The organism is Bradyrhizobium sp. Kon37, from assembly GCF_055807535.1.
The window spans coordinates 182,153-202,104 of sequence record NZ_JBVVOY010000011.1; the positions used below are offsets into that span (position 1 = coordinate 182,153).

A 19,952-nucleotide genomic window follows, 5' to 3' on the forward strand; every position below is an offset into this window, starting at 1 on the left:
TCCGTTTATGTCTCGTTTTCTTGGGACGGCCGCGACCGCGGCCGTCCGGGCTTATCGTGATGCTCGGTTACTTGCCGCCGAGCTTGCTGGCTTCCTCGAAAGTCGGGCAGCTCCGTTGCTCCAGCGGCACGTCGAACGGCTGGTAATTGTCCTTGGTGATGACGGTCGGCTTCAGCACGATCTCGGCGATGACGGGCTGGTTGCGCAAAGAACGGATCGCCATCATGGTGCCAAGGCAGCCCTGGAAAAATCCGTTGTAGTCACCGCTCGCGAGCAGCTTGCCGGACTTGATTGCGTCGATCGCTTCCTTGGTGCCGTTGATGCCGATCACCTGCGCCTTGCGGTTGGCGCCGTCGAGCGCCTCGATCGCGCCGACCGCCATGGCGTCGTTGGCGGCGAGCACGCCGTCGATCTGCGCGTTCGACTGCATCAGATTCTCCATCACCTGGAGCGCCTGGAGCCGCTGGTAATTGCCGGGCTGCGAGGCCAGCAGTTTTGCACCGGCATTTTCCTTCAGCGCGTCGTTGAAGCCGCGGACGCGGTCGACATTGGTCAGCGAACCCTTGACGCCCTCGATGATGACGATGTTGCCCTTGCCGCCCAAGGTCTTGAGCAGGAAGCGCGCGGTCTCGAGCCCGAGGCTGTAATCGTCGGCGCCGACGAAGGACAGGAACTTGCCGCCAGCCGAGCGATCGGTGATGTTGACGACGGGGATCTTGGCTTCGTTGATCTTCTCGACACCCGGCACCATCGCCTTGTAGTCGACCGGCGTGAAGACGATGGCGCTCGGCTTCTTCACCACGACGTCCTCGATCTGGCTGAGCTGCTCGGGAATGCTGTCGGGCTTGGTCGGGATGTACTGCAGCGTCTTCGCGTTCAGCGTCTTCGCCATGTTGTCGGCGCCGACCCGCACCGTCTGGAAGAACGGATTGGTCTGGTTCTTGGTGAAGACGGCGATGGTCTCGCCGTCGGCTCGCGCTTGCGTGGTGAGCGCGGCCGCCATCAGCAGCGGCAGCGCCAAATAACCCAGTGTCTGTTTCATGTTGCCTCCATCCCTCATTTTGCTTGTTGGTCGTTCAAGAACTCATTGCGCGCGGCGCCGGGTCTTCATGTCGAGCCAGACCGCGAGAATGACGATGATGCCGGTGACCAGCGGCTGCCAGTTGGCGCTGACCGACAAGAGGTTCATGCCGTTCAGCACCAGCGTCAGGATCAATGCGCCGATGAAGGTGCCGAACACGGTGCCGACGCCGCCGAACAGCGAGGTGCCGCCGATCAGCACGGCGGCGATTGCGGGCAGCGTCAGGCTTTCGCCGATGTCGGCCTCGGCCGAATTGAGCCGCGACAGGAAGATGATCGAGGCGAGCCCCGCCATGGTGCCTGAGACGGCGTAGACCAGCAGCAGGCGGCGCGCGACCGGAATGCCGGAGAGCCGTGCCGCGACCGGATTGGCGCCGATCGCATAGATCTCCTGGCCCCAGATCGTTCGCTGCGCAAACAGCGTCCCGATTCCGAGGAACACCAGCAGCAGATAGACCGGGATCGGCAAGCCGAACAGATAGCCACTGCCGATCTGGCGAAAGCCTGCCGGAAAGCCGTGAAGGGTTTCGCCCGCCATGTACCAATAGGTGAGACCGTTCAGCACCCAGAGCATACCGTAGGTCGCGATGAAGGAGGGGATGCGCAGCGCGGTGACCATGACGCCGTTGAGGAGGCCAACGATGCCGCCGCAGGCAAGCCCGGTGAGGATGCCGAGCGCCGGCGAGCCGGTCTTGTGGATCACGGTCCCGGCGATGCAGGCGGACAGCGCGACATTGGCGCCGACGGAAAGATCGAGACCCGCGGTCAGCACCACCAGCGTCAGGCCGGAGGCGATGAAGAAGGTCAGGCTCGCCTGCCTGAGCACATTGAGGATATTGCCGAGGCTCAGGAAGGAATCGCTGAGCACGGCGAGCACCGCACAGATCAGCAGCGCCGCGAGCAGGCGATAGAATACCTGGATCGCGTCCTGTGACAGGAACGAGCGGGGCGGCGCGATGGCCTCTTTGCTGATGTCGGTCATGCGCGGCTCCGCAGGCCATCCAGGAACAGCGCGACGATGACGAGCACGCCGACGCTTGCGACCTGGACCGAGGACGGCAGTGAGATCAGGTTCAGCCCGTTGCGCAGCACGCCGACCGAGAGCACGCCGAGCACAGTGCCGAGCAGCCAGCCATTGCCGCGCTCGAACGACGTGCCGCCGACGGCGACGGCCGCGATCGCATCGAATTCGAGACCGAGGCCCGCGGTTGGATGCCCGGAATTCATTCGCGCCGTCATTAGCAGGCCGGCGATGCCGGCCATGGCGCCGCCGATCGCATAGACCGCGATCAGCAGCTTGTTGGGCGAGAGGCCGGCATAGCGCAGCGCCTCGCGGTTGCCGCCGAGTGCGAAGATATAGGTGCCGAAGCGGGTGTGATAGAGCAGGCCATGAAAGGCGGCGTAGGTCACCAGCGCCATCACGATCGGCACGGGGATGCCAAGGAGCGTCGCCGAATAGATGTCGCGCACGCTGTGGGGGATGCCGACGACGCTCTGGCCGTCGCTGACGATCAGCGACAGGCCCTGCGCCATGCCGAGCGTGCCCAAGGTCGCAACGAACGGCGGGATGCCCACGATCGCAACCAGCCAGCCGTTGGCGAAGCCGAACGCCGCGCCGACGAGGAGCCCGGCACCGAGGCCGAGCAACATCGAATGGGTCGCGAGCGAGACGATGGCGACGCAGAGCGAGGTCAGCGTCAGCACCGCGCCCATCGACAGGTCCAGCCCCTCGGTCATGATGATCAAGGTCATCGGCAGCGCGAGCATGGTCAGGATCGTCGACTGCACCAGCACGTTGGAGAGGTTGGCGACCGACAGGAAGCCGGGCGCGATCGTACTGAACAGCGCGATCAGCAGCACCAGCACGATGGCAACGCCGGGAATGCGTTGCAGCGGATTCGGTTGAGAGACGACCGCGGCCTCACGCATGATGCATCCCCAGTCGCACGATGTTCTCCTCGGTCAGCTCGTTGCGCGCGAGGTGCCCGGCGATGCGCCCCTCGCGCATCACATAGGCGCGGTCGCAGACATGGCAGATCTCGACCTGTTCGGACGAAATCATCAGCGCCGCCGCGCCTTCTGCGACAAGGCGGTCGATGAGTGCAAAGATTTCGGCCTTGGCGCCAATGTCGATGCCCCTGGTCGGCTCGTCGAAGATGAAGAGTTTCGAGCCGGCGGCGAGCCACTTGCCGATCACGACCTTCTGCTGATTGCCGCCCGAGAGCAGACCGACGATCTGGCGCGCGCTGGGCGTCGCAATGCGTAGCTGACGGATCAGGCCGTCGGCGGTACGCTGCGCGCTGCGTTGATCAAACAGACCGCTCGGGAACAGCTTTCGCAGCGCCGACACCACCAGATTATCCCCCACCGACCGCAACAGCGCGAGGCCCTCGCTCTTGCGGCTCTCCGGGATCAGCGCGATGCCGCGGCGGGCGGCGAGATCAGGCTCGCCGGAGATAGTCTTGCCATCGAAGACGATCTCGCCTGATGTCACGGGATCGGCCCCGAAGATCGCGCGCGCGACCTCGCTACGACCCGAGCCGACCAGCCCACAGAGGCCGACGATCTCGCCACGGCGCACCTCGATGTTGACGTCGGAGATTCCGCTGGTGGCGCTCAGGCTCTTGACCTCCAGCAGCACTTCGCCGGGCTTGTCGGCAAAATTGCGCGGATAGGTCATATCGACATTGCGACCGACCATCATGCGGACGAGCTGGTCCGGCGTAACGTCGGCCGGGCGAACGCCGTCGATGCGACGACCGTCGCGCAGAACGGTGATGCGGTCGCCGAGCGCGAATACCTCCGCCATGCGGTGCGAGATGTAGACGATGGAGACGCCGTCGGCCTTCAGCCGCCCGATCAGCGCGAACAGCAGCTCGGTCTCCCGATCGGACAGCGCTGCGGTCGGCTCGTCCATCACGAGGATCCGCGCGTTCTGGCTGATCGCTTTGGCGATCTCGACCATCTGCTGCTGCGCCACTCCCAACTTGTCGACAATGGTGGAGGGATCGATGTCAAACCCGATCGTGCCGAGCACGCGCGCCGCGTCGGCCAAGATCCTGCGGCGGTCGATGGTGCCGGGGATGCGGCCCTTCGGCTCGCGGCCAAGAAAAATGTTCTGGGCGATATCGAGATGGGGCACCAGCGAGAATTCCTGGAAGATCACGGCAATGCCGAGCTTCTGCGCGTCCGCGGCCGAATTGATCGCGACCGGCTCGCCCTTGTAGTAGAACTCACCTGCATCGGCGCGGTAGGCCCCGCACAGCACCTTCATCAGGCTCGACTTGCCGGCGCCGTTCTCGCCCAGCAGCATATGAACTTCGCCGGGAAAGACGGCAAAGGACACGTCATCCAGCGCCTTGACGCCGGGAAACTCCTTGCTGATGCCGCGCAGCTCCAGCAGCGGCGTGGGGGCGGCGGGCTCGACGGCCAATGCGGCGGTGCTCATGCGCGCGCTCCGCTTGCAAAGATCTTTCCGGGGTTCATCAGGCCATTGGGGTCGAGCGCGGTCTTGATCGACCGCATCACATCGACGGCCTCGCCGAGCTCATCAGCGAGATAATCGATCTTGCCGAGCCCGATGCCGTGCTCGCCGGTGCAGGTGCCGTCCATGGCAATCGCGCGGGCGACCATGCGGGCCTGGAGCGCCGTGGCGCCTTCGACTTCCTCCGGCCTTGCCGGGTCGATCAGGATCAGCATGTGGAAATTGCCGTCGCCGACATGGCCGACGATCGGTGCCGTAAAACCATGCTCCTCCGCGTCGCGCCGGGTTTCTGTGAGGCATTCCGCCAGCCGCGAGATCGGCACGCAGACGTCGGTGATCACGGCACGCGCGCCGGGGCGGAGGCCCAGGCCCGCATAGAGCGTGTTGTCGCGGGCGTGCCAGAGCCGGCTGCGGTCTTCCGGTGCCTTGGCCCAGGCAAAGCCATGGCCGCCATGGTCGGCGGCAACCGCCTGTGCGGCTTCGGCCTGCTCGGCGACGGAGGTCTCGGAACCATGGAATTCGAAGAACAGGGTCGGGGCTTCGCGATAGCCGAGCTTTGCGTAGGCGTTGATGCCGCGCATCATGACCTCGTCGAGCAACTCGATACGCGCGATGGGGATCGCCGACTGGATCACGGAGATCGCGGTGTCGACGGCGTCCTGCAGGGTGTCGAAGCTGCACACCGCGGCCGAGATCGCCTGCGGCACCGGATGTACCTTCAGCGTGATCTCGGTGAGGAGTCCGAGGGTGCCCTCGGCACCGACGAACATGCGCGTCAGGTCGTAACCGGCGGCTGACTTGCGCGCGCGCCGGGCGGTCCGAATCACGCGGCCATCGGCCAGCACCACCTCCAGCGCCATGACATTGTCCTTCATGGTGCCGTAGCGCACCGCCATGGTGCCGGAGGCGCGCGTGGACGTCATGCCGCCGATCGAGGCGTCGGCGCCGGGATCGATCGGAAAGAAAAGTCCGGTGCCGCGCAGCTCGGCATTGAGCTGCTTTCGGGTGATGCCGGGCTGCACCACGACATCCAGGTCGCTGTCGTGCACCGTCAGCACCTTGTTCATGCGTGCGAAGTCGAAGCAGACGCCGCCCGCGACCGCGGCCGCATTGCCTTCGAGCGAGGTCCCGGCGCCGAACGGCACGATCGGCATATTCGCGCCCGCGCACAGCTTGACGATCTCCGCGACTTCCTGCGTGGTTTCAGGAAAGACGACGATGTCGGGCGGCAGGTTGCGATAATGCGACTCGCTCTGCCCATGCTGATCGAGCACGCCACGCGCGACGCTTGCGCGCGGGCCGATCATGCTTGTGAGGCGATCGGCCAATATGCTCGTGCTGACCCGCGGTCCCATCCTTGCTCCCTGTCTGCCTTGTTGTCGGACTCTTGTCTGGTCCGCGATGTTCAGCTTATGCGGCTCTCGCGCTGCTCGCGACCTGCTTCAGGCCGAAATCATAGTTGAGATGAAAATACTCGTTGTCCACCATGCGACCATCGGGCGCACGACCGGGCGGGCACCGCACAAATTCGCGGATCAGGCTGTCCTTGACGCCGAATACCACGTCGGAGTCGAGATACTGGTCGCCGGCCACGAACACATGGGTCACGAGTTGCTCGAAGCCGGGCGCCGAGATCATGAAATGCACGTGTGCCGGGCGCCAGGGATGGCGGCCCTGGACCTCCAGCATGTCGCCGACCGTGCCGTCATGCGGGATCGGATAGGCAGCCGGCTTGATCGACCAGAAATTGAAGCGACCATTCTGGTCGGTGTGGAAGCGCGCCCGCATCGCGAGGTCGCCGATCTTGTCGAGCTGCTGCACGTCGTAATAGCCGTCATGGTCGGAATGCCAGACGTCCACGACGGCGCCGGCAAGCGGCCGTCCGTCGACGGTCGACACCGAGCCGGTGACGAGCATCGGATCGCCCTCCTTGGGACCGGAGATGTCCTCGCCGTTGTCTTTCTCGGGCGACGCCTGCACGAAGAACGGACCGAGCACCGTGGTCTCGGTCGCGCCTTCCGGCACCGGATGATTGATCGCGTCGACCAGCATGGAGACGCCGAGCGCGTCCGACAGCAGGATGAATTCCTGGCGCTTGTCGTCGCACATGTGACCGGTGCGGGTCAGGAAGTCGATCCCGTACTCCCATTCCTTCTGGGTGGGTCGCACCTCGCGGACGAAGGCATGGAGGTGGCGCACCAGCGCTTCGCTGACCTGCTTGATCCGCGGGTCGGTAGCGCCCGCGATCCGTTCCAGCACCGCGTCCGTGATCGTGTTCTCATTGAAATTGCGCATGGGTGCCTCCGTGGATCAGAGTTTGGGTTCGCCAAGCCCGGACAGCCGTTCCAGATGCTTGACGGTCGCGATGAAGTCGGCGTCGCCGTCGCCCTGCGCGACCAGCGAGCCATAGGTCTCGCGCACTTGGGCCGCGAGCTGAAGCGGCACGCCGACGGCGTGGCCGGCGCCGAGGATCAGGTCGAGATCCTTGGCCATCTGCCTGCAGGAGAAGGTCGAGTCGAAATCGCGGCTGCGCAGCGGCTCGGTCTTGTATTTCACCATCGGTGAGGCCACCGCGCTGTCGTCGAGAACCTTCAGAATGTCCTGCCAGCCGATGCCGCCCTTGCGCGCCAGCGCCAGGCTCTCCGCCATCATGGCGGCCGACACCGCAATCATCAAATTGACCGCAAGCTTGGCATATCGCGCTTCCTCGCCGGGCCCGAGATAGGTCTGGGCGCGGGTGAAGGCGGCGAGCAGCGGCTTTGCCTTTTCGTAAGCGTCCTTCGGGCCCGAGACGAAGCAGCTCAGCGCCCCGGTGTGGACGATGCTGGCATTGCCCGAGACCGGAGCCCGCAGGTAGAGGACACCGCGCGCCTGGGCGGCGGCGGCGACCTCTGCGGACGCCTCGACGCTCACGGTGCTGGTCTCGATCAGGACAGATCCAGCCGCCATGGCGGCGATGAGGCCGGTGGGGCCGAGCAATGCGCCGCGCAAGGCAGCGTCATCGGGCAAGGACGTGACGATCGCGGCCTTGCCGTCCACGGCCTCGGCCGCTGAAGCGGCAATCGAAATGCCTTGCGCGCGGGCCTCGTCGAGCCGTGCGGCACTCCGGTCGAACGCGGTCACGGTGTAACCAGCCTTGGCGACAAGCACCGACATCGGCAGGCCCATCTTGCCGATCCCGATGAAAGCGATGTTCTTTGGCATATCAGTCATTGTTGTTGTCCTTGGGACGCTCAAGCGGCGCGTCCCTGTCGTTCGATGTCCTGCACCAGCCGCCGGCCCGATTGCACGAGCAGTTGCTTTTTCGCCTCCAGGCCGTCGGCCAGCAACCGACCATTCCGTTTCTTCCAGACGCCGCCGATCATCACGGCCTCGATGTTGGCAAGGCTCGTCTGCATGACCACGGTGGACACAGGATCGTGCACAGGGACGAGGTTGAGATCGCTGGCATCAATGACGACGAGGTCGGCGAGCTTGCCCGGTGTCAGCGAGCCGATCTGGTCCTCGCGGCCGAGCATGCGGGCGCCTTCCGTCGTGATCCAGCGCAGCGCCTCGCGGACGGGGATTGTGGTCGTTGCCGGAATGGCACCGCTGGCCTTGCGCGACTCGGCGTTGTCGAGTGCCCGCTGCATCGAGAGTGCAACGCGCGCGGCGGAGAGGAGATCTCCGGCCAGCACGGATTCCAGATCGATGCCGATAGTCGGCCGCACGCCGCGCTCGAGCAGCCGTCCGGTGATCGGAAAGCCGTGGCCCTGGATCATCTCGTTCTCCGGCGTCACCGAGAAGGAGACGCCGAGATCGACCATCCGGTCCAGGAGATCGTCAGGCAGGTCGTTGCCGTGCACGATGTTAATTCCAGTGCCGACGAGACCCGCCTCGATCAGCTTCTCCCAGCCACCCTGCGTCTTGGCGGGACCGCCGCCCTGATGCATCGATGCGATCAGCTTGAACTCGCGCGCCAGACGGAAATCGTGCATGGCGACGTCGAGCGTCGAGTAATGCGGGCCGAGGATCGCGAGCCCAAGCGTGACGAGGCCGTCGCGGTCGGCGAGGGGCCCCGCCAGCAGGCGCTCGATCTCACGGCGTGGATGCGGGATCTCCGAGAAATGCGGCTCGCCCGGTTTCGGTTCGGGCTTGGGCGAGCCGTGGAAGAAGGCCGCGCGGATACCGCTCTCGATCAGGCCGCGCACGGCGGCGTCGGTATGATCGGGCGTCGGATTGTTGTGGCACCAGTCGACCAGCGTGGTGGTGCCTTGGTTGATCTGGTTCAGCGCGCCCACCAAGGTCGCGACATAAATGTCCTCGGGCCTGAACACCGTAGCGAGCCCGGCATGCATGCGGCGGAAATATTCCAGCAGCGTCCAGTTGGCGGCATAGCCGCGCAAGCCCGTCTGCCAGGTGTGCATATGGGCGTTGATCAGGCCGGGGATGACGATGCGCCCGGTGCCGTGGATGATCTCGGCCTCAGTCGCGCCGCTGCCGAGATCGATCGATGGACGCAAATCAACGATGCGGTTCCCCTCGATCAGCACGTCGCCACTCGGTAAATCTCCGATCGTGTCATCCATGCTGATGATGACAGCGGATTTGATCAGCATGCGCCGCATCGAATCAAACTGCCGCTTTGGTGGCGTCGGGCGGCTCACCGGCCCAGGCGCGCGCGATCAGGTCGCGGATGGCGTCTCGTTCCAGCGGGCGCGGGTTCCAGTAGGCGTTGGTGACCGCGAGATCCGCAGCCTTGTCGATGCCGGCTTCGGGCATGCCGATGTCGTGCAATGCGAGCTTCGCACCCAGCCGCTTCGCCAGCTCGAAAAGCCCCTGCGATGCATCGGCGGCGCCGATGGCGCGGGAGATCCGCGCCATCGCGTCGGGCACGGCCGGGGCGTTGTAGGCCAGCGCGTGCGGCAGCACGATGGTGTGGGTCTCGGCATGCGGCAGATCGAAGGTGCCGCCGAGCGTGTGGCAGAGCTTGTGATGCAGCGCCATGCCGACGGTGCCGAGGCAGACGCCGCACAGCCAGGCGCCATAGAGCGCTTCGGTGCGAGCCTCGCGATCGTCGCCCTTGGCGGCGATGGCGGGCAGGGCACGTGCCAATGCGCGTATGCCTTCTTCCGCCATCAGCGACGTGACCGGATTAGTGTCGCGCGCGTAGAGCGCTTCGGCTGCATGCGCGATCGCATTGATGCCTGATGTCGCGGCCAGGCTCGCCGGCAGCGTCAAAGTGAGATCGACATCGTAGATCACCGTCTCCGGCAGGATGGCGGCGTCGCGTACCGTGGTCTTGAGTCCGTTCTCGGTCTGGCCGACGATCGGCGTCATCTCCGAGCCGGCATAGGTGGTGGGAATGCACAGTTGGTTGATCCCGGTGCGCAGGGCGAGCGCCTTGCCGAGCCCGGTCGTGGATCCGCCGCCGAGCGAGACGACGCAGTCGGCATCGCACGCCTTCATCGCCGCGAGCGCCCGCTCCGTGACCTCGACCGGCGTGTGCATGGTCGCGCCCGGAAAGATGCCGGCGTAGAGCAGACCGAGCGCCGCGCCCAAGCTCTTGCCTTGCGCCTCCTGCTGCGGCGTTGTCAGCACCAGGGCGCGCTTGCCGCCGAGCCGCTCGACCTCGGCCTTGGCCGAGGCCAGCGTTCCGCTGCCGAACACGACGCGGCAGGGCAGGTTTTCAAAGGTGAACGTACCGATCATGTGCCGGTCTCTTTGATGGGATAATCGACCTGGAAGCGTCCGATCCGCAAGTCGCCCAGTGCCTCGCGTACGCGCAGATGTTCCGGGTGGGTGGCGTAGGCCTGGAGCGCAGCGTGGTCGGTGAATTCGGAGAACAGAACGACGTCGCAGGCGTAGTCGACGTTGCTGACATCGACACCGACCTCGATATGGGTGAGGCCGTCGATCCGGCCGCGCAAGCCCTCGAACAGGGTCTTGACCTTGACCCGGGCGGCGGAACGCTCCGCGGGCGTCTCCCCGCGCAGCCGCCACATCACGATGTGCCTGATCGGGCCCGACATTTCCCTGCTTCCTCGCCTGCCATCTTGCTTCTGTTTGGGTCATTTTGACTTGCGGGATGTGGAAATAAAGGTCAATAATCGTAAGTCTCTTTTCCTGTTTGCGAAAAAATGGACCGCCTGCTCCAATTGGAAGTGTTCGCCAAGACGGCCGAACTCGGCAGCCTGTCCAAAGCTGCCGAAGCGCTGCGCATGTCGAATGCTGCCGCCAGCCGGCATCTCAGCGCGCTCGAGGAGCGCCTTGCGGTCCGGCTGATCGAGCGCAACACCCGTCGGCTCTGGTTGACGGAGGCGGGGCAGGAGCTGCTGGAACGCTCGAGCCGGGTTTTGAGCGAACTGGCGGAGGCCGAGGACATCGTCAGCGATCGCGCGCTGTCGCCGCAGGGCACGCTGCGGGTCACGAGCTCGCTGTCCTTTGCAGTGATCTATCTGGCGCCGATGCTGCCGGCCTTCCGCGCGCGCTATCCGAAGCTCAACATGCAGATCACCACCGCCAACCGGTACTCCGATTTCATCGAGGCCGGCATCGACGTGGCGATCAGGACGCGCGAGCAGGAGCCGGATTCAAACATCATCGTCCGCCGCATTGGCCAGATGCGGCGTGTGCTCGCGGCTGCGCCGTCCTATCTCGCAAGCTGCGGCGAGCCGGAACAGCCCGTCGATCTCGCGCGCCACAACATGCTGGTCTACAATCTCGCCAACGATCCCTATTCGCTGCGCCTGCGCAAAGGCAACGGCGCGCAGACTGTTCGCATCACGCCGACGCTCGACAGCAATGACGGCCAGGTCATCCGCGGCGCCGCACTGGCGGGACTCGGCATTCTCATCCAGCCGCTGTACATCGTGCAAAGCGATATCGCGGCGGGCCGTCTCGTCCCGGTTCTGATGGACTGGGAGCTGCCGCTGCTGACGATGAACATCGCCTACCAGAACCGTGCCGGACTGCCCGCCAAGATCAGGGTCTTTTCCGACTTCCTGGTCACCCACATCCGCGAGCATTCGCAGCCGGGGATCTGGATCGACGCAGCGAAGTGAGCGACATTTTCGAATTCAGGCGGCTTTGCAGAAGGCACATCCATTGAAAGCCAGGACATCCGGCACCGCATGGCGGCATGCCAACATCGGTCGGCTGCTCAACAACGCAGTGCGGCGCTTCGAAGGTCGTGTGCTCGAGCTGATGAGCGAGAAGGGGCATGGCGAAACGCGGATCGCGCATGTCGGCCTCACACGCAATCTCGACGTCGAGGGGACCAGACTGACGGAGCTCGCCCGCCGCGCCTCCATGAGCAAGCAGGCGATGGGCGAGCTGGTCGATCAATGCGCCGAGCTCGGCCTGGTCGATCGCATCGCCGATCCCACCGATCGGCGCGCGCGCATCGTCATGTTCACGCCGGCGGGACGCAAATGGCTCGATGCGTTCCGCGACGCCGTCGACGTTGCCGAGCAGGAGATGCGCGCCGAACTCGGCAAGGCCACGATGGATGCGATCCTGAAGGGATTGGCAGTCTACGGCGCGCAATTCGACACGCTCCACGAGCTCGAGTAGTCAGGCTACTTGACGATATCGTCAGGCATCCTTACCATGCAGGATAATGCTGGTAGGGAGAAGCGCCTTGGAAACATGTCTGACGGCCGCGGTGCTCATCGTGGGCGGGGGGCCCTGCGGGCTGATGCTGGCCAACGAACTCGGCCGGCGCGGCGTGTCCGCGATCCTGGTCGACGAAAAGCCGGGCACGGCCTTCAATCCCCAAGCCAACGCGACGCAAGCGCGCTCGATGGAGCACTATCGGCGGCTGGGTTTTGCCGACGAGATCCGACGCGAAGGTCTGCCTGCGGATTATCCGACCGACGTTGCGTACTTCACGCGCTACACCGGCTACGAGCTGGCCCGATTTCAGTTGCCGTCGTCGTCACGCGCGGGCGAACTCGTCAAGGGCATGTCGGGCTCCTGGAGCGCGGCCGAGCTGCCGCATCGCGTCTCGCAAAAATATGTCGAGGCGGTGCTGCGCCGCCATGCCGAACGGCTTCCCGGAATACGGCTCAGCTACGGTCATCGTCTGATCAGCTACGTCGAGAGCGATGACGCCGTCGTCGCCCAGATCGAACGTCTCGATGACAACAGCCGCTTTGAGGTCCGGGCCGACTTCCTGGTCGGGGCCGACGGGCCGCGCTCGATGGTCCGGCAATCGCTCGGCATTGTCTACGGCGGCGAAACCGGGACGCAGCGCGATTTCATGGGCGGCCGCATGCTGGCCGTCTATCTCCGTTCACCCGGATTCTACGCGAGCATCCCGCACGCCAAGGCGTGGATGTACAATTGCTTCAACGGCGACCGCCGCGCCTTCATGGCATCGGTGAACGGTCGCGACGAATTCGCGTTTCACACGCAGCTTCGGCCCGACGAGGACGAAAGTGCGATCACGATCGACGAAGCCAAAGCAGCGTTCCAGCGTGCCTGCGGCGCGCCGATCGACTGCGAGGTGCTGTCGTTCCTGACCTGGACCGCCGGTCACGCGCTGGTCGCGAATGGAATGCAGCGGGGCAGGGTCTTCCTCGGCGGCGACGCGGCGCATCTGTTCACGCCAACCGGCGGGCTTGGCTACAACACCGCGATCGAGGATGCGGTCAATCTCGGCTGGAAGCTCGCAAGCGTCGTCAAGGGCGTGAGCCCGGCGGGGCTGCTCGACAGCTACGAGGTCGAGCGGCGTCCGGTGGCACTTCGCAACACCGATTACGCGCGCCGCTTTGCCGACTCGCTCGGTCTGTTCGCTCCCGCGCCTGACATCGAGGACGCCACCGAGGCCGGCGACGAGGCGCGGCGGATCGCGGGCGTCTATCTCGAACAGCACGCCCGCGCCGAATTCAACATCCCCGGCGTCACCTTCGGCGGGCGCTACGACGGCTCGCCGATCATCGTCCCCGACGGCAGCCAGCCGCCGCCCGATGCCGCGAACGTCTACGTTCCGAGCGCCTGTCCCGGCGGCCGCGCCCCGCATGCGTGGCTGGAAGACGGCGTCTCCCTGTACGACCTGTTCGGGTTCGAGTGGACGCTGCTCCAGTTTGGCGAAGTCATGTCCGCGCATTCGTCATTCGCCGAGACCATCCGGGCGATCGGGGTCGATGTGAAACTCGTCACGCTGCCGAAATCCCTGCGCGATCTCTACGAGGCGGATCTGGCTTTGATACGCCCCGACCAGATCGTGGCCTGGCGCGGCAGCGCGTCACAGGCTGGCACTGTCGGGCGCGCCCTTGCCCGAGCACTCGGACACAATGCAGGCGACGGCGCACGGCTCGCAAGCTGATCGACTCTCGCCGTCGCATCCGATCAGCGGCTGCGCGGCCAATAACAAGACAACAAATGACACCGGAGGAGGAAACCGTGACGACAAGAGCATTGGAGGACTACGACGGTCATGTTGCGACCGTCGCCATTGCCGAGCAGACGGCGAGCAGCCGCCGGCGTATCCTGATCGCCGGCACCATCGGCACCGCGATCGAATGGTACGACTTCTTCATCTACGGCCTGATCGCGCCGCTGGTGTTCGACCAGCTGTTCTTTCCGAAGTTCGACCAGCTCACGGCGACCATTGCGGTGTTCGCGACGTTTGCCGTCGGATTTCTGGCACGTCCGCTCGGCGGACTAGTGTTCGGTCATTTCGGCGACCGCCTCGGCCGAAAGTCCGTCTTGCTGTGTACGCTGCTCATGATGGGACTTGCGACCATGTCGATCGGATTGTTGCCGACCTACGCCAGCGTGGGCGTGGCCGCGACCGTCGCGCTCGTGGCGTTGCGCTTCGTCCAGGGGTTTGCGCTCGGCGGCGAGTCGACCGCGGCGATCCTTATGGCAATCGAGACGGCGCCCGGGCACCGGCGCGGCTTCTCGGCCGCGGTGATCCAGGCCGCAGGACCCGTCGGTGTCGTGCTCGCCTCGTTCGCGGCGCTCACGATTTCACGGCTGCCGGAAGCGGACCTGCTGTCATGGGGCTGGCGCGTGCCGTTCCTGATCAGTGCGGTGCTGGTCGCGCTCGGCGTCTACATGCGCCTGCGCATCGAGGAGAGCGCGACGTTCCGCGAAGCGAAGGTGACTGAAGTGGCGCCTGTGGTCGAGGCAGTGCGGGAGCACTGGCGGCCGATCCTCATCGTGTTCTTCGCCGAGATGGCGCAGACTTCCTATTTCTATCTGACCGCCATCTTCACCATCTCCTTCGCGACCCGTCAGCTCGGCGTCCAGAAGGACGTCATCACGCAGGCCGTGCTGTTTGCCAATCTCGTCGGGCTCGTTGCGATGCCCCTCATCGGCGCCTGGTCCGACCGCATCGGACGAAAGCGTCTGTTCCTGGCCGGCGTGGTGCTCGCAGCCATCTCGATGTTTGCATTCTACGGTGTGGTCGCGAGCCGTGACACGATGCTGGTGACGTGCGCGGTGATCCTCGCCGCGGGGGTGATCCATCCGCTGATGTTCGGCAGCGAAGGGAGCTATTTCCCGGAGCTGTTTCCGACCCGCATTCGCTTCACCGGCGTGTCGATCGGAAAGCAGCTCGGGACGGTGCTCGGCGGCGGCATCGCGCCGCTGGTCGCCACCAGCCTGTTTGCGCAGACGGGCTCCACCTACGCGATTACGGGATACTACGTCGCGCTCGCGCTCGCGGCGATGATCGCGCTCGGCTTCGCGCGTGAAACCGGCAAGTCGCGGCTGCTCGGCTGAGCTTGGCCACAACACCAGGGAGGTTTTCATGGACGTCAGTCTTCTCATCAACGGGCAGGATCAGGCCGCTTCCAGCGGCAAGGTGTTCGAGCGGCGCAATCCGCTGTCGCAGGAGGTCGCAAGCCGTGCGGCCGCCGCGACCGCTTCCGATGCCGACGCCGCAGTGGCGGCGGCTTCCGCCGCATTGCCAGGATGGTCGGCGCTTGGCCCAAATGCGAGGCGAGCCCTGTTGCTGAAGGCCGCAGATGCGCTCGAGGCCAAGCGCGACGCCTTCGTCCGGATCATGATGGCCGAGATCGGCACGACGGAGATCTGGTCCGCCTTCAACGTGAAGCTCGCGACCGGCATGCTGCGCGAGGCGGCGTCGCTCACCACGCAGATCGCGGGCGAGGTGATCCCGTCGGACAAGCCGGGATGTCTCGCAATGTCCGTTCGCCAGCCGGCCGGCGTTTGCCTCGGCATCGCACCGTGGAATGCGCCGATCATTCTCGGCGTTCGCGCCGTGGCGACGGCGCTTGCCTGCGGCAATTCGGTCGTGCTCAAGGCCTCCGAGATCTGCCCGGGAACGCACCGGCTGATCGGCGAGATCTTCAAGGACGCAGGCTTTCCGCCCGGCGTCGTGAATGTCCTGACCAACGCAGCGGCCGACGCGCCCGCTCTGGTCGAGCGCCTGATCGCCAATCCTGCGGTGCGGCGGATCAACTTCACCGGCTCGACCCGCGTCGGCCGCGTCATCGCCGAACTCGCCGGTCGCCACCTCAAGCCGGCGTTGCTCGAGCTTGGCGGCAAGGCGCCTCTGATCGTGCTCGATGACGCCGACCTCGACGCCGCCGTCGCGGCGGTCGCGTTCGGGGCCTTCATCAATCAGGGCCAGGTCTGCATGTCGACCGAGCGGGTGATCGTCGACGAGGCGGTGGCGGCCGCCTTTGTCGAGAAGCTTGCGAAGAAAACGGCTGCGCTTCCGGCGGGCGATCCGCGCTCCGGTCCGGTCGTCATCGGCTCGATGATCGACGAGGCGCCGGCCAAGCATGTCGTTGCACTGATCGACGACGCGATCGCCAAAGGCGCCGTCAAGCTCGCGGGCGGCGACCGGGTTGGCACGGTCGTCCCTGCCACCGTGCTCGACCGCGTGGTGCCCGGCATGCGCATCTACACCGAGGAGAGCTTTGGTCCCGTCGTCTCGGTGATCCGGGCAAGTGGCGTGGACGACGCCGTGCGGCTCGCCAACGACACCGAGTACGGCCTCTCGGCCGCCGTGTTCGGCCGCGACGTTGCGCGTGCATTGACGGTGGCGCAGCGTATCGAAAGCGGCATCTGCCACGTCAACGGCCCGACCGTGCATGACGAAGCGCAGATGCCGTTCGGCGGCGTGAAGGGATCGGGCTACGGCCGCTTCGGCGGCCAGGCCGGGATCGCCGAGTTCACCGATCTGCGCTGGATCACCATCGAGACCCAGCCGCAGCACTATCCCTTCTGATCGCGCAGCAAGCGAAGCCCACCAGGACGCCATTGATGAATTCGAAAGTTCTCACGGTTCGGGAAGCGACCCTCGGTGTGCTTCGTTCCTTCGGTGTCGATCGCGTTTTCGGCAATCCCGGCTCGACCGAGCTTGCCTTCCTGGGCGACTGGCCCGACGACATCGACTACGTGCTTGGTCTGCAGGAAGCCTGCGTCGTCGGCATGGCCGACGGCTATGCGCAGGCGACGGGGCGTCCGGCTTTCGTCAATTTGCACTCGGCGGCCGGGCTCGGACATGCGCTCGGCAATCTCTTCACCGCGTTCCGCAACAAGACGCCGATGGTCGTGACAGCCGGGCAGCAGGCGCGCAGCCTGTTGCGGATGCGACCCTATCTCTTCTCCGAGGACGCCGCACAGTTTCCAAAGCCCTATGTGAAATGGAGCGCCGAACCGGCGCGCGCCGAAGATGTTCCAGCGGCGATCGCGCAGGCCTTCCTCACCGCCATGCAGCATCCGCGCGGTCCGACATTCGTGTCGGTGCCGTCGGATGATTGGGCGCGGCCCGCGGTTGCTCCGCCGGTCCGCCACATCGCGACGGAGTTTGCGCCGGATCCGGCGGCGATCGTCCGGCTCGGCGCGGCGATCCGCGCCGCCAAGAGGCCAATCTTCGTTGTCGGACCCGAGATCGATCGCAGCGGCTGCGTCGACGCGATGATCGCTGTGGCCGAGCAGGCGAGCGCGGCCGTTTGGGCAAGTCCGATGTCGAGCCGTTCGAGCTTTCCGGAACTGCATCCGCTGTTTGCCGGCTTTCTTCCGGCAGCGCCGGGAGGTCTCGCCCGCGCCCTGCGCGGCGCCGATCTGATCGTCGTGGTCGGTGCGCCGGTGTTTACTTTTCATGTCGAAGGACAATGCGAATTGCTCGACGACGGAACGCCGGTCTGGCAGATCACGGATGATCCGACGGAAGCCGCATCCGCTTCTGTCGGTGACACCATCATCAGCACGCTCCCGAAGGCGCTGGCTGGACTGCTGTCGGCGATGCCCGACATCGCCGAGCGCGAGGTGCCGGCCGCGCGGATGCGGCCTGCCGCTCCTGCCGCGCAAGATCCAATTCCGCCGGCCTATGCGCTCGCCCGGCTCTCGGCGTTGATGCCGGGCGATGCGATCGTGGTCGAGGAGGCGCCGTCGCACCGTCCCGCCATTCAACAATTCCTGCCGCGGCCGGGCGCGGACAGCTTCTACACGATGGCGAGCGGCGGACTCGGTTACAGCCTGCCGGCTTCCGTTGGCGTGGCGCTGGCGCGGCCGGGCCGCCGCATTGTCGCCCTGATCGGTGACGGATCGGCGATGTATTGCATCCAGGCGATCTGGACCGCGGTGCAGCGCCGCCTGCCGATCACCTTCGTGATCATGAACAATTCAGGCTATGGCGCGATGCGCGCCTTCAGCCAGCTGATGCAGGCGCATCGCCCGCCCGGGATCGACCTGCCCGGGCTCGACTTCGTGGCGCTCGCAAGGGGAATGGGTTGTCCGGGGCAGCGCGTGACCGATGCCGGCGACGTCGACGCCATCTTGACCGAAGCGTTGGCATCAAGCGGTCCCGCGCTGGTCGATATCGCCGTCGACGACGCCACGACGGATCTGTTCAACCATCCGCGCTAGCTGGCGGTAGAGGGACTGGTTCGCGGCGACAGAACAGCCGATGGAAATTTGCTTGTCAAGGCGCGGGTCTTGGGTTGGACACGCGATCCGTCGATCACCTCGAGCTGTCCGCAGCGGTTCAAGGTATGCAACTTCCTGCCGGGCCATGCCGGTCCGGGCCGAAGAGAGTGGCGGACGATCTGCTTGAACGCCGTCGGCGACAGCTCGACGATTTCCGCCAGGGCGAGCGCTGCGCCGTATCCGCCGGCACAATCCTGGACCGGGCGCCACAATTTGTCATTGATGATGACGAAATTCCCCGCAGGCCGCGTGCTCGCGCGGTCGATGAGGACCGGGTTGCTGGCATGCGGCAACCACGGGCCCACGAGGTGCTCGGCGTAATAGATCGCCAGCGAATCCGAGTAGCCGCCGGTGCCGTCGCGCCAGGCCCCGAACAGATAGTTCAGGCCGTTGTGCCGCGTGATCGTGGCATCGGCCAGCTCGACGCCCGAAAGCAGCGTCGCGTGCCGCTCCCATTTGTCGGGAAACCGAACGCATTTATAGATGGCGACGTCCCCATTGGTCGAGCTCTCCGGGATCATCCACAACGCGCCATCGTCCTCGATCAAGAACGGATAGGAGAGGTGCCAGGGCTCGTTCAGCACTGGCACAACTTCTCCGACGGGGCCGGCGTCGTCGAACTCGATTGCGGAAATGATTCCTTTTCCAACCCGGTGATCGAGGTCTTCGAAGAAGACGAATGTTCGTCCCTGCCACGTGATGGGGAAAGGATCGGCGTAGAAGTGGTTTCCGGGATCGGCAAGGACGTTCCAGCGAGGGCCTGACAGATCTCCGGTCTGCCAGACGCCTACGCCCTTGTTGATACGCCATCCGACATGCCAGTGCGGGGCATAGCAGCAGAGGCGATAGATCTCCTTGGCGATCGATGTCGCTAGGCCGCGCGCGACGTACGCCGCCGGCGGGCGGCCGTTACCAGTTCGGGCGGGTCGTGCCATCAGCGGCACGATGCGCGGCCTTCCCGACAGGATGGCCTTCACCATGGTCAGGGTTCGCGCCATGACGGTTTCCAGTCCGCCGCTCAGACCGGCCGCGATTTCGGCGGAGGGGTGGCCGCGATCGAGGATGGCACCGTCGACCTCGTCGACGATTTCGATCACCGGCAGATCGCCGGCGAGAATGGCGGCAAGAGCTGCGTTTTCGCCTGCGACTCCATTGAACAGCGGGCGGAGATACTGCCGGGCGGAGCAGTTCGGATCCCGCGCGGCACCGGTGAAATCGACGATCACGTCTGCCGTGCCGGCGCGAGCCTGCATTCGTTCCGGACTGATCTTCAGCCTGTCGGTGCCGCTGTGCTTGCCCTTGTGCAACACCAAACGTTCGAGCTCGAACAGCATGTCGAGACCGGTCGGCCGCGGCTCCGCCGTTGCGGTCCATGCGATCTGGACCGGTACATCCCGGCCGTCGATCGACAGCATCTGGCGGCCCATCCACTGCCGCGCATGCTCAATTTCACAGCGAAACTCGATGGTCATGTCGAGCCGACCCGTTTCAATGC

General features: G+C 65.4%; 17 protein-coding genes. 6 read left to right on the forward strand and 11 right to left on the reverse strand.

Annotated elements, in window-relative coordinates; genetic code table 11:
* Positions 1–67: 67 nt before the first annotated feature.
* Genes AC0L3J_RS21510 through AC0L3J_RS21555 form a run of 10 tightly spaced genes read right to left on the reverse strand, consistent with a single transcriptional unit; the run spans position 68 to position 10,575 of the window.
* Entirely contained in the window at positions 68–1,042 is a 975-nt protein-coding gene (locus AC0L3J_RS21510; protein ID WP_027517121.1) for a sugar ABC transporter substrate-binding protein, read from the reverse strand.
* A gap of 42 nt (positions 1,043–1,084) precedes the next feature.
* Positions 1,085–2,062 (reverse strand): ABC transporter permease, encoded by a 978-nt coding sequence (locus AC0L3J_RS21515; RefSeq protein ID WP_456765000.1) that lies wholly within the window; start codon positions 2,060–2,062, stop codon positions 1,085–1,087.
* Positions 2,059–3,009, reverse strand: coding sequence for an ABC transporter permease (locus tag AC0L3J_RS21520; protein ID WP_456764999.1), 951 nt, complete (start codon positions 3,007–3,009; stop codon positions 2,059–2,061). Before AC0L3J_RS21520 ends, AC0L3J_RS21515 begins: the two co-directional genes overlap by 4 nt.
* The gene (locus AC0L3J_RS21525) at positions 3,002–4,528 is read right to left on the reverse strand and encodes a sugar ABC transporter ATP-binding protein (RefSeq protein WP_456764998.1); all 1,527 of its coding nucleotides are present in this window, start codon (positions 4,526–4,528) and stop codon (positions 3,002–3,004) included. Before AC0L3J_RS21525 ends, AC0L3J_RS21520 begins: the two co-directional genes overlap by 8 nt.
* On the reverse strand, positions 4,525–5,919 hold the full coding sequence (locus AC0L3J_RS21530; protein ID WP_456764997.1) for an FAD-linked oxidase C-terminal domain-containing protein: 1,395 nt from the start codon (positions 5,917–5,919) through the stop codon (positions 4,525–4,527). Before AC0L3J_RS21530 ends, AC0L3J_RS21525 begins: the two co-directional genes overlap by 4 nt.
* 55 nt (positions 5,920–5,974) lie before the next feature.
* Entirely contained in the window at positions 5,975–6,859 is an 885-nt protein-coding gene (locus AC0L3J_RS21535; protein WP_456764996.1) for an intradiol ring-cleavage dioxygenase, read from the reverse strand.
* A 15-nt stretch (positions 6,860–6,874) separates the two neighbouring features.
* A complete protein-coding gene (locus AC0L3J_RS21540; protein WP_456764995.1) occupies positions 6,875–7,777 on the reverse strand; it encodes an NAD(P)-dependent oxidoreductase in 903 nt (300 codons plus the stop codon).
* A 20-nt stretch (positions 7,778–7,797) separates the two neighbouring features.
* Complete coding sequence (locus AC0L3J_RS21545; RefSeq protein WP_456764994.1) at positions 7,798–9,171, reverse strand: amidohydrolase family protein; 1,374 nt, start codon at positions 9,169–9,171, stop codon at positions 7,798–7,800.
* 4 nt (positions 9,172–9,175) lie between these two features.
* Positions 9,176–10,255, reverse strand: coding sequence for a maleylacetate reductase (locus AC0L3J_RS21550; protein WP_456764993.1), 1,080 nt, complete (start codon positions 10,253–10,255; stop codon positions 9,176–9,178).
* Positions 10,252–10,575, reverse strand: coding sequence for a Dabb family protein (locus AC0L3J_RS21555; RefSeq protein ID WP_456764992.1), 324 nt, complete (start codon positions 10,573–10,575; stop codon positions 10,252–10,254). The genes AC0L3J_RS21550 and AC0L3J_RS21555 overlap by 4 nt, the downstream gene beginning before the upstream one ends.
* 108 nt (positions 10,576–10,683) lie before the next feature.
* On the opposite strand from AC0L3J_RS21555, the gene AC0L3J_RS21560 reads away from it, so the two are divergent.
* From AC0L3J_RS21560 to mdlC, 6 genes are all read left to right on the forward strand, one after another.
* Entirely contained in the window at positions 10,684–11,607 is a 924-nt protein-coding gene (locus AC0L3J_RS21560; RefSeq protein ID WP_456764991.1) for a LysR family transcriptional regulator, read from the forward strand.
* Between the two features lie 43 nt (positions 11,608–11,650).
* On the forward strand, positions 11,651–12,118 hold the full coding sequence (locus AC0L3J_RS21565) for a MarR family winged helix-turn-helix transcriptional regulator (RefSeq protein ID WP_456764990.1): 468 nt from the start codon (positions 11,651–11,653) through the stop codon (positions 12,116–12,118).
* A gap of 46 nt (positions 12,119–12,164) precedes the next feature.
* Positions 12,165–13,874 (forward strand): FAD-dependent oxidoreductase, encoded by a 1,710-nt coding sequence (locus AC0L3J_RS21570; RefSeq protein ID WP_473348239.1) that lies wholly within the window; start codon positions 12,165–12,167, stop codon positions 13,872–13,874.
* Positions 13,875–13,951: 77 nt separating this feature from the next.
* Positions 13,952–15,277, forward strand: coding sequence for an MFS transporter (locus tag AC0L3J_RS21575; protein ID WP_456764988.1), 1,326 nt, complete (start codon positions 13,952–13,954; stop codon positions 15,275–15,277).
* A gap of 28 nt (positions 15,278–15,305) precedes the next feature.
* Complete coding sequence (locus tag AC0L3J_RS21580) at positions 15,306–16,754, forward strand: aldehyde dehydrogenase (protein ID WP_456764987.1); 1,449 nt, start codon at positions 15,306–15,308, stop codon at positions 16,752–16,754.
* 35 nt (positions 16,755–16,789) lie between these two features.
* Positions 16,790–18,397, forward strand: a complete 1,608-nt coding sequence (gene mdlC, locus AC0L3J_RS21585) for a benzoylformate decarboxylase (RefSeq protein ID WP_456764986.1) — start codon at positions 16,790–16,792, stop codon at positions 18,395–18,397.
* On the opposite strand, the gene AC0L3J_RS21590 is transcribed toward mdlC, so the two are convergent.
* The gene (locus AC0L3J_RS21590; RefSeq protein ID WP_456764985.1) at positions 18,394–19,929 is read right to left on the reverse strand and encodes a glucosamine inositolphosphorylceramide transferase family protein; all 1,536 of its coding nucleotides are present in this window, start codon (positions 19,927–19,929) and stop codon (positions 18,394–18,396) included. The two genes, mdlC and AC0L3J_RS21590, sit on opposite strands and share 4 nt — an antisense overlap.
* Positions 19,930–19,952: the final 23 nt, after the last annotated feature.

Excerpts from the sequence above, each read along its gene's own strand:
- AC0L3J_RS21540 (WP_456764995.1), bottom strand. The coding sequence starts at position 7,777 with ATGACTGATATGCCAAAGAACATCGCTTTCATCGGGATCGGCAAGATG.
- AC0L3J_RS21545 (WP_456764994.1), bottom strand. The coding sequence starts at position 9,171 with ATGCGGCGCATGCTGATCAAATCCGCTGTCATCATCAGCATGGATGAC.
- AC0L3J_RS21580 (WP_456764987.1), top strand. The coding sequence starts at position 15,306 with ATGGACGTCAGTCTTCTCATCAACGGGCAGGATCAGGCCGCTTCCAGC.
- AC0L3J_RS21560 (WP_456764991.1), top strand. The coding sequence starts at position 10,684 with ATGGACCGCCTGCTCCAATTGGAAGTGTTCGCCAAGACGGCCGAACTC.
- AC0L3J_RS21515 (WP_456765000.1), bottom strand. The coding sequence starts at position 2,062 with ATGACCGACATCAGCAAAGAGGCCATCGCGCCGCCCCGCTCGTTCCTG.
- AC0L3J_RS21510 (WP_027517121.1), bottom strand. The coding sequence starts at position 1,042 with ATGAAACAGACACTGGGTTATTTGGCGCTGCCGCTGCTGATGGCGGCC.
- AC0L3J_RS21530 (WP_456764997.1), bottom strand. The coding sequence starts at position 5,919 with ATGGGACCGCGGGTCAGCACGAGCATATTGGCCGATCGCCTCACAAGC.
- AC0L3J_RS21520 (WP_456764999.1), bottom strand. The coding sequence starts at position 3,009 with ATGCGTGAGGCCGCGGTCGTCTCTCAACCGAATCCGCTGCAACGCATT.
- AC0L3J_RS21570 (WP_473348239.1), top strand. The coding sequence starts at position 12,165 with ATGCTGGTAGGGAGAAGCGCCTTGGAAACATGTCTGACGGCCGCGGTG.
- AC0L3J_RS21550 (WP_456764993.1), bottom strand. The coding sequence starts at position 10,255 with ATGATCGGTACGTTCACCTTTGAAAACCTGCCCTGCCGCGTCGTGTTC.
- AC0L3J_RS21525 (WP_456764998.1), bottom strand. The coding sequence starts at position 4,528 with ATGAGCACCGCCGCATTGGCCGTCGAGCCCGCCGCCCCCACGCCGCTG.
- AC0L3J_RS21555 (WP_456764992.1), bottom strand. The coding sequence starts at position 10,575 with ATGTCGGGCCCGATCAGGCACATCGTGATGTGGCGGCTGCGCGGGGAG.
- AC0L3J_RS21590 (WP_456764985.1), bottom strand. The coding sequence starts at position 19,929 with ATGACCATCGAGTTTCGCTGTGAAATTGAGCATGCGCGGCAGTGGATG.
- AC0L3J_RS21535 (WP_456764996.1), bottom strand. The coding sequence starts at position 6,859 with ATGCGCAATTTCAATGAGAACACGATCACGGACGCGGTGCTGGAACGG.
- mdlC (WP_456764986.1), top strand. The coding sequence starts at position 16,790 with ATGAATTCGAAAGTTCTCACGGTTCGGGAAGCGACCCTCGGTGTGCTT.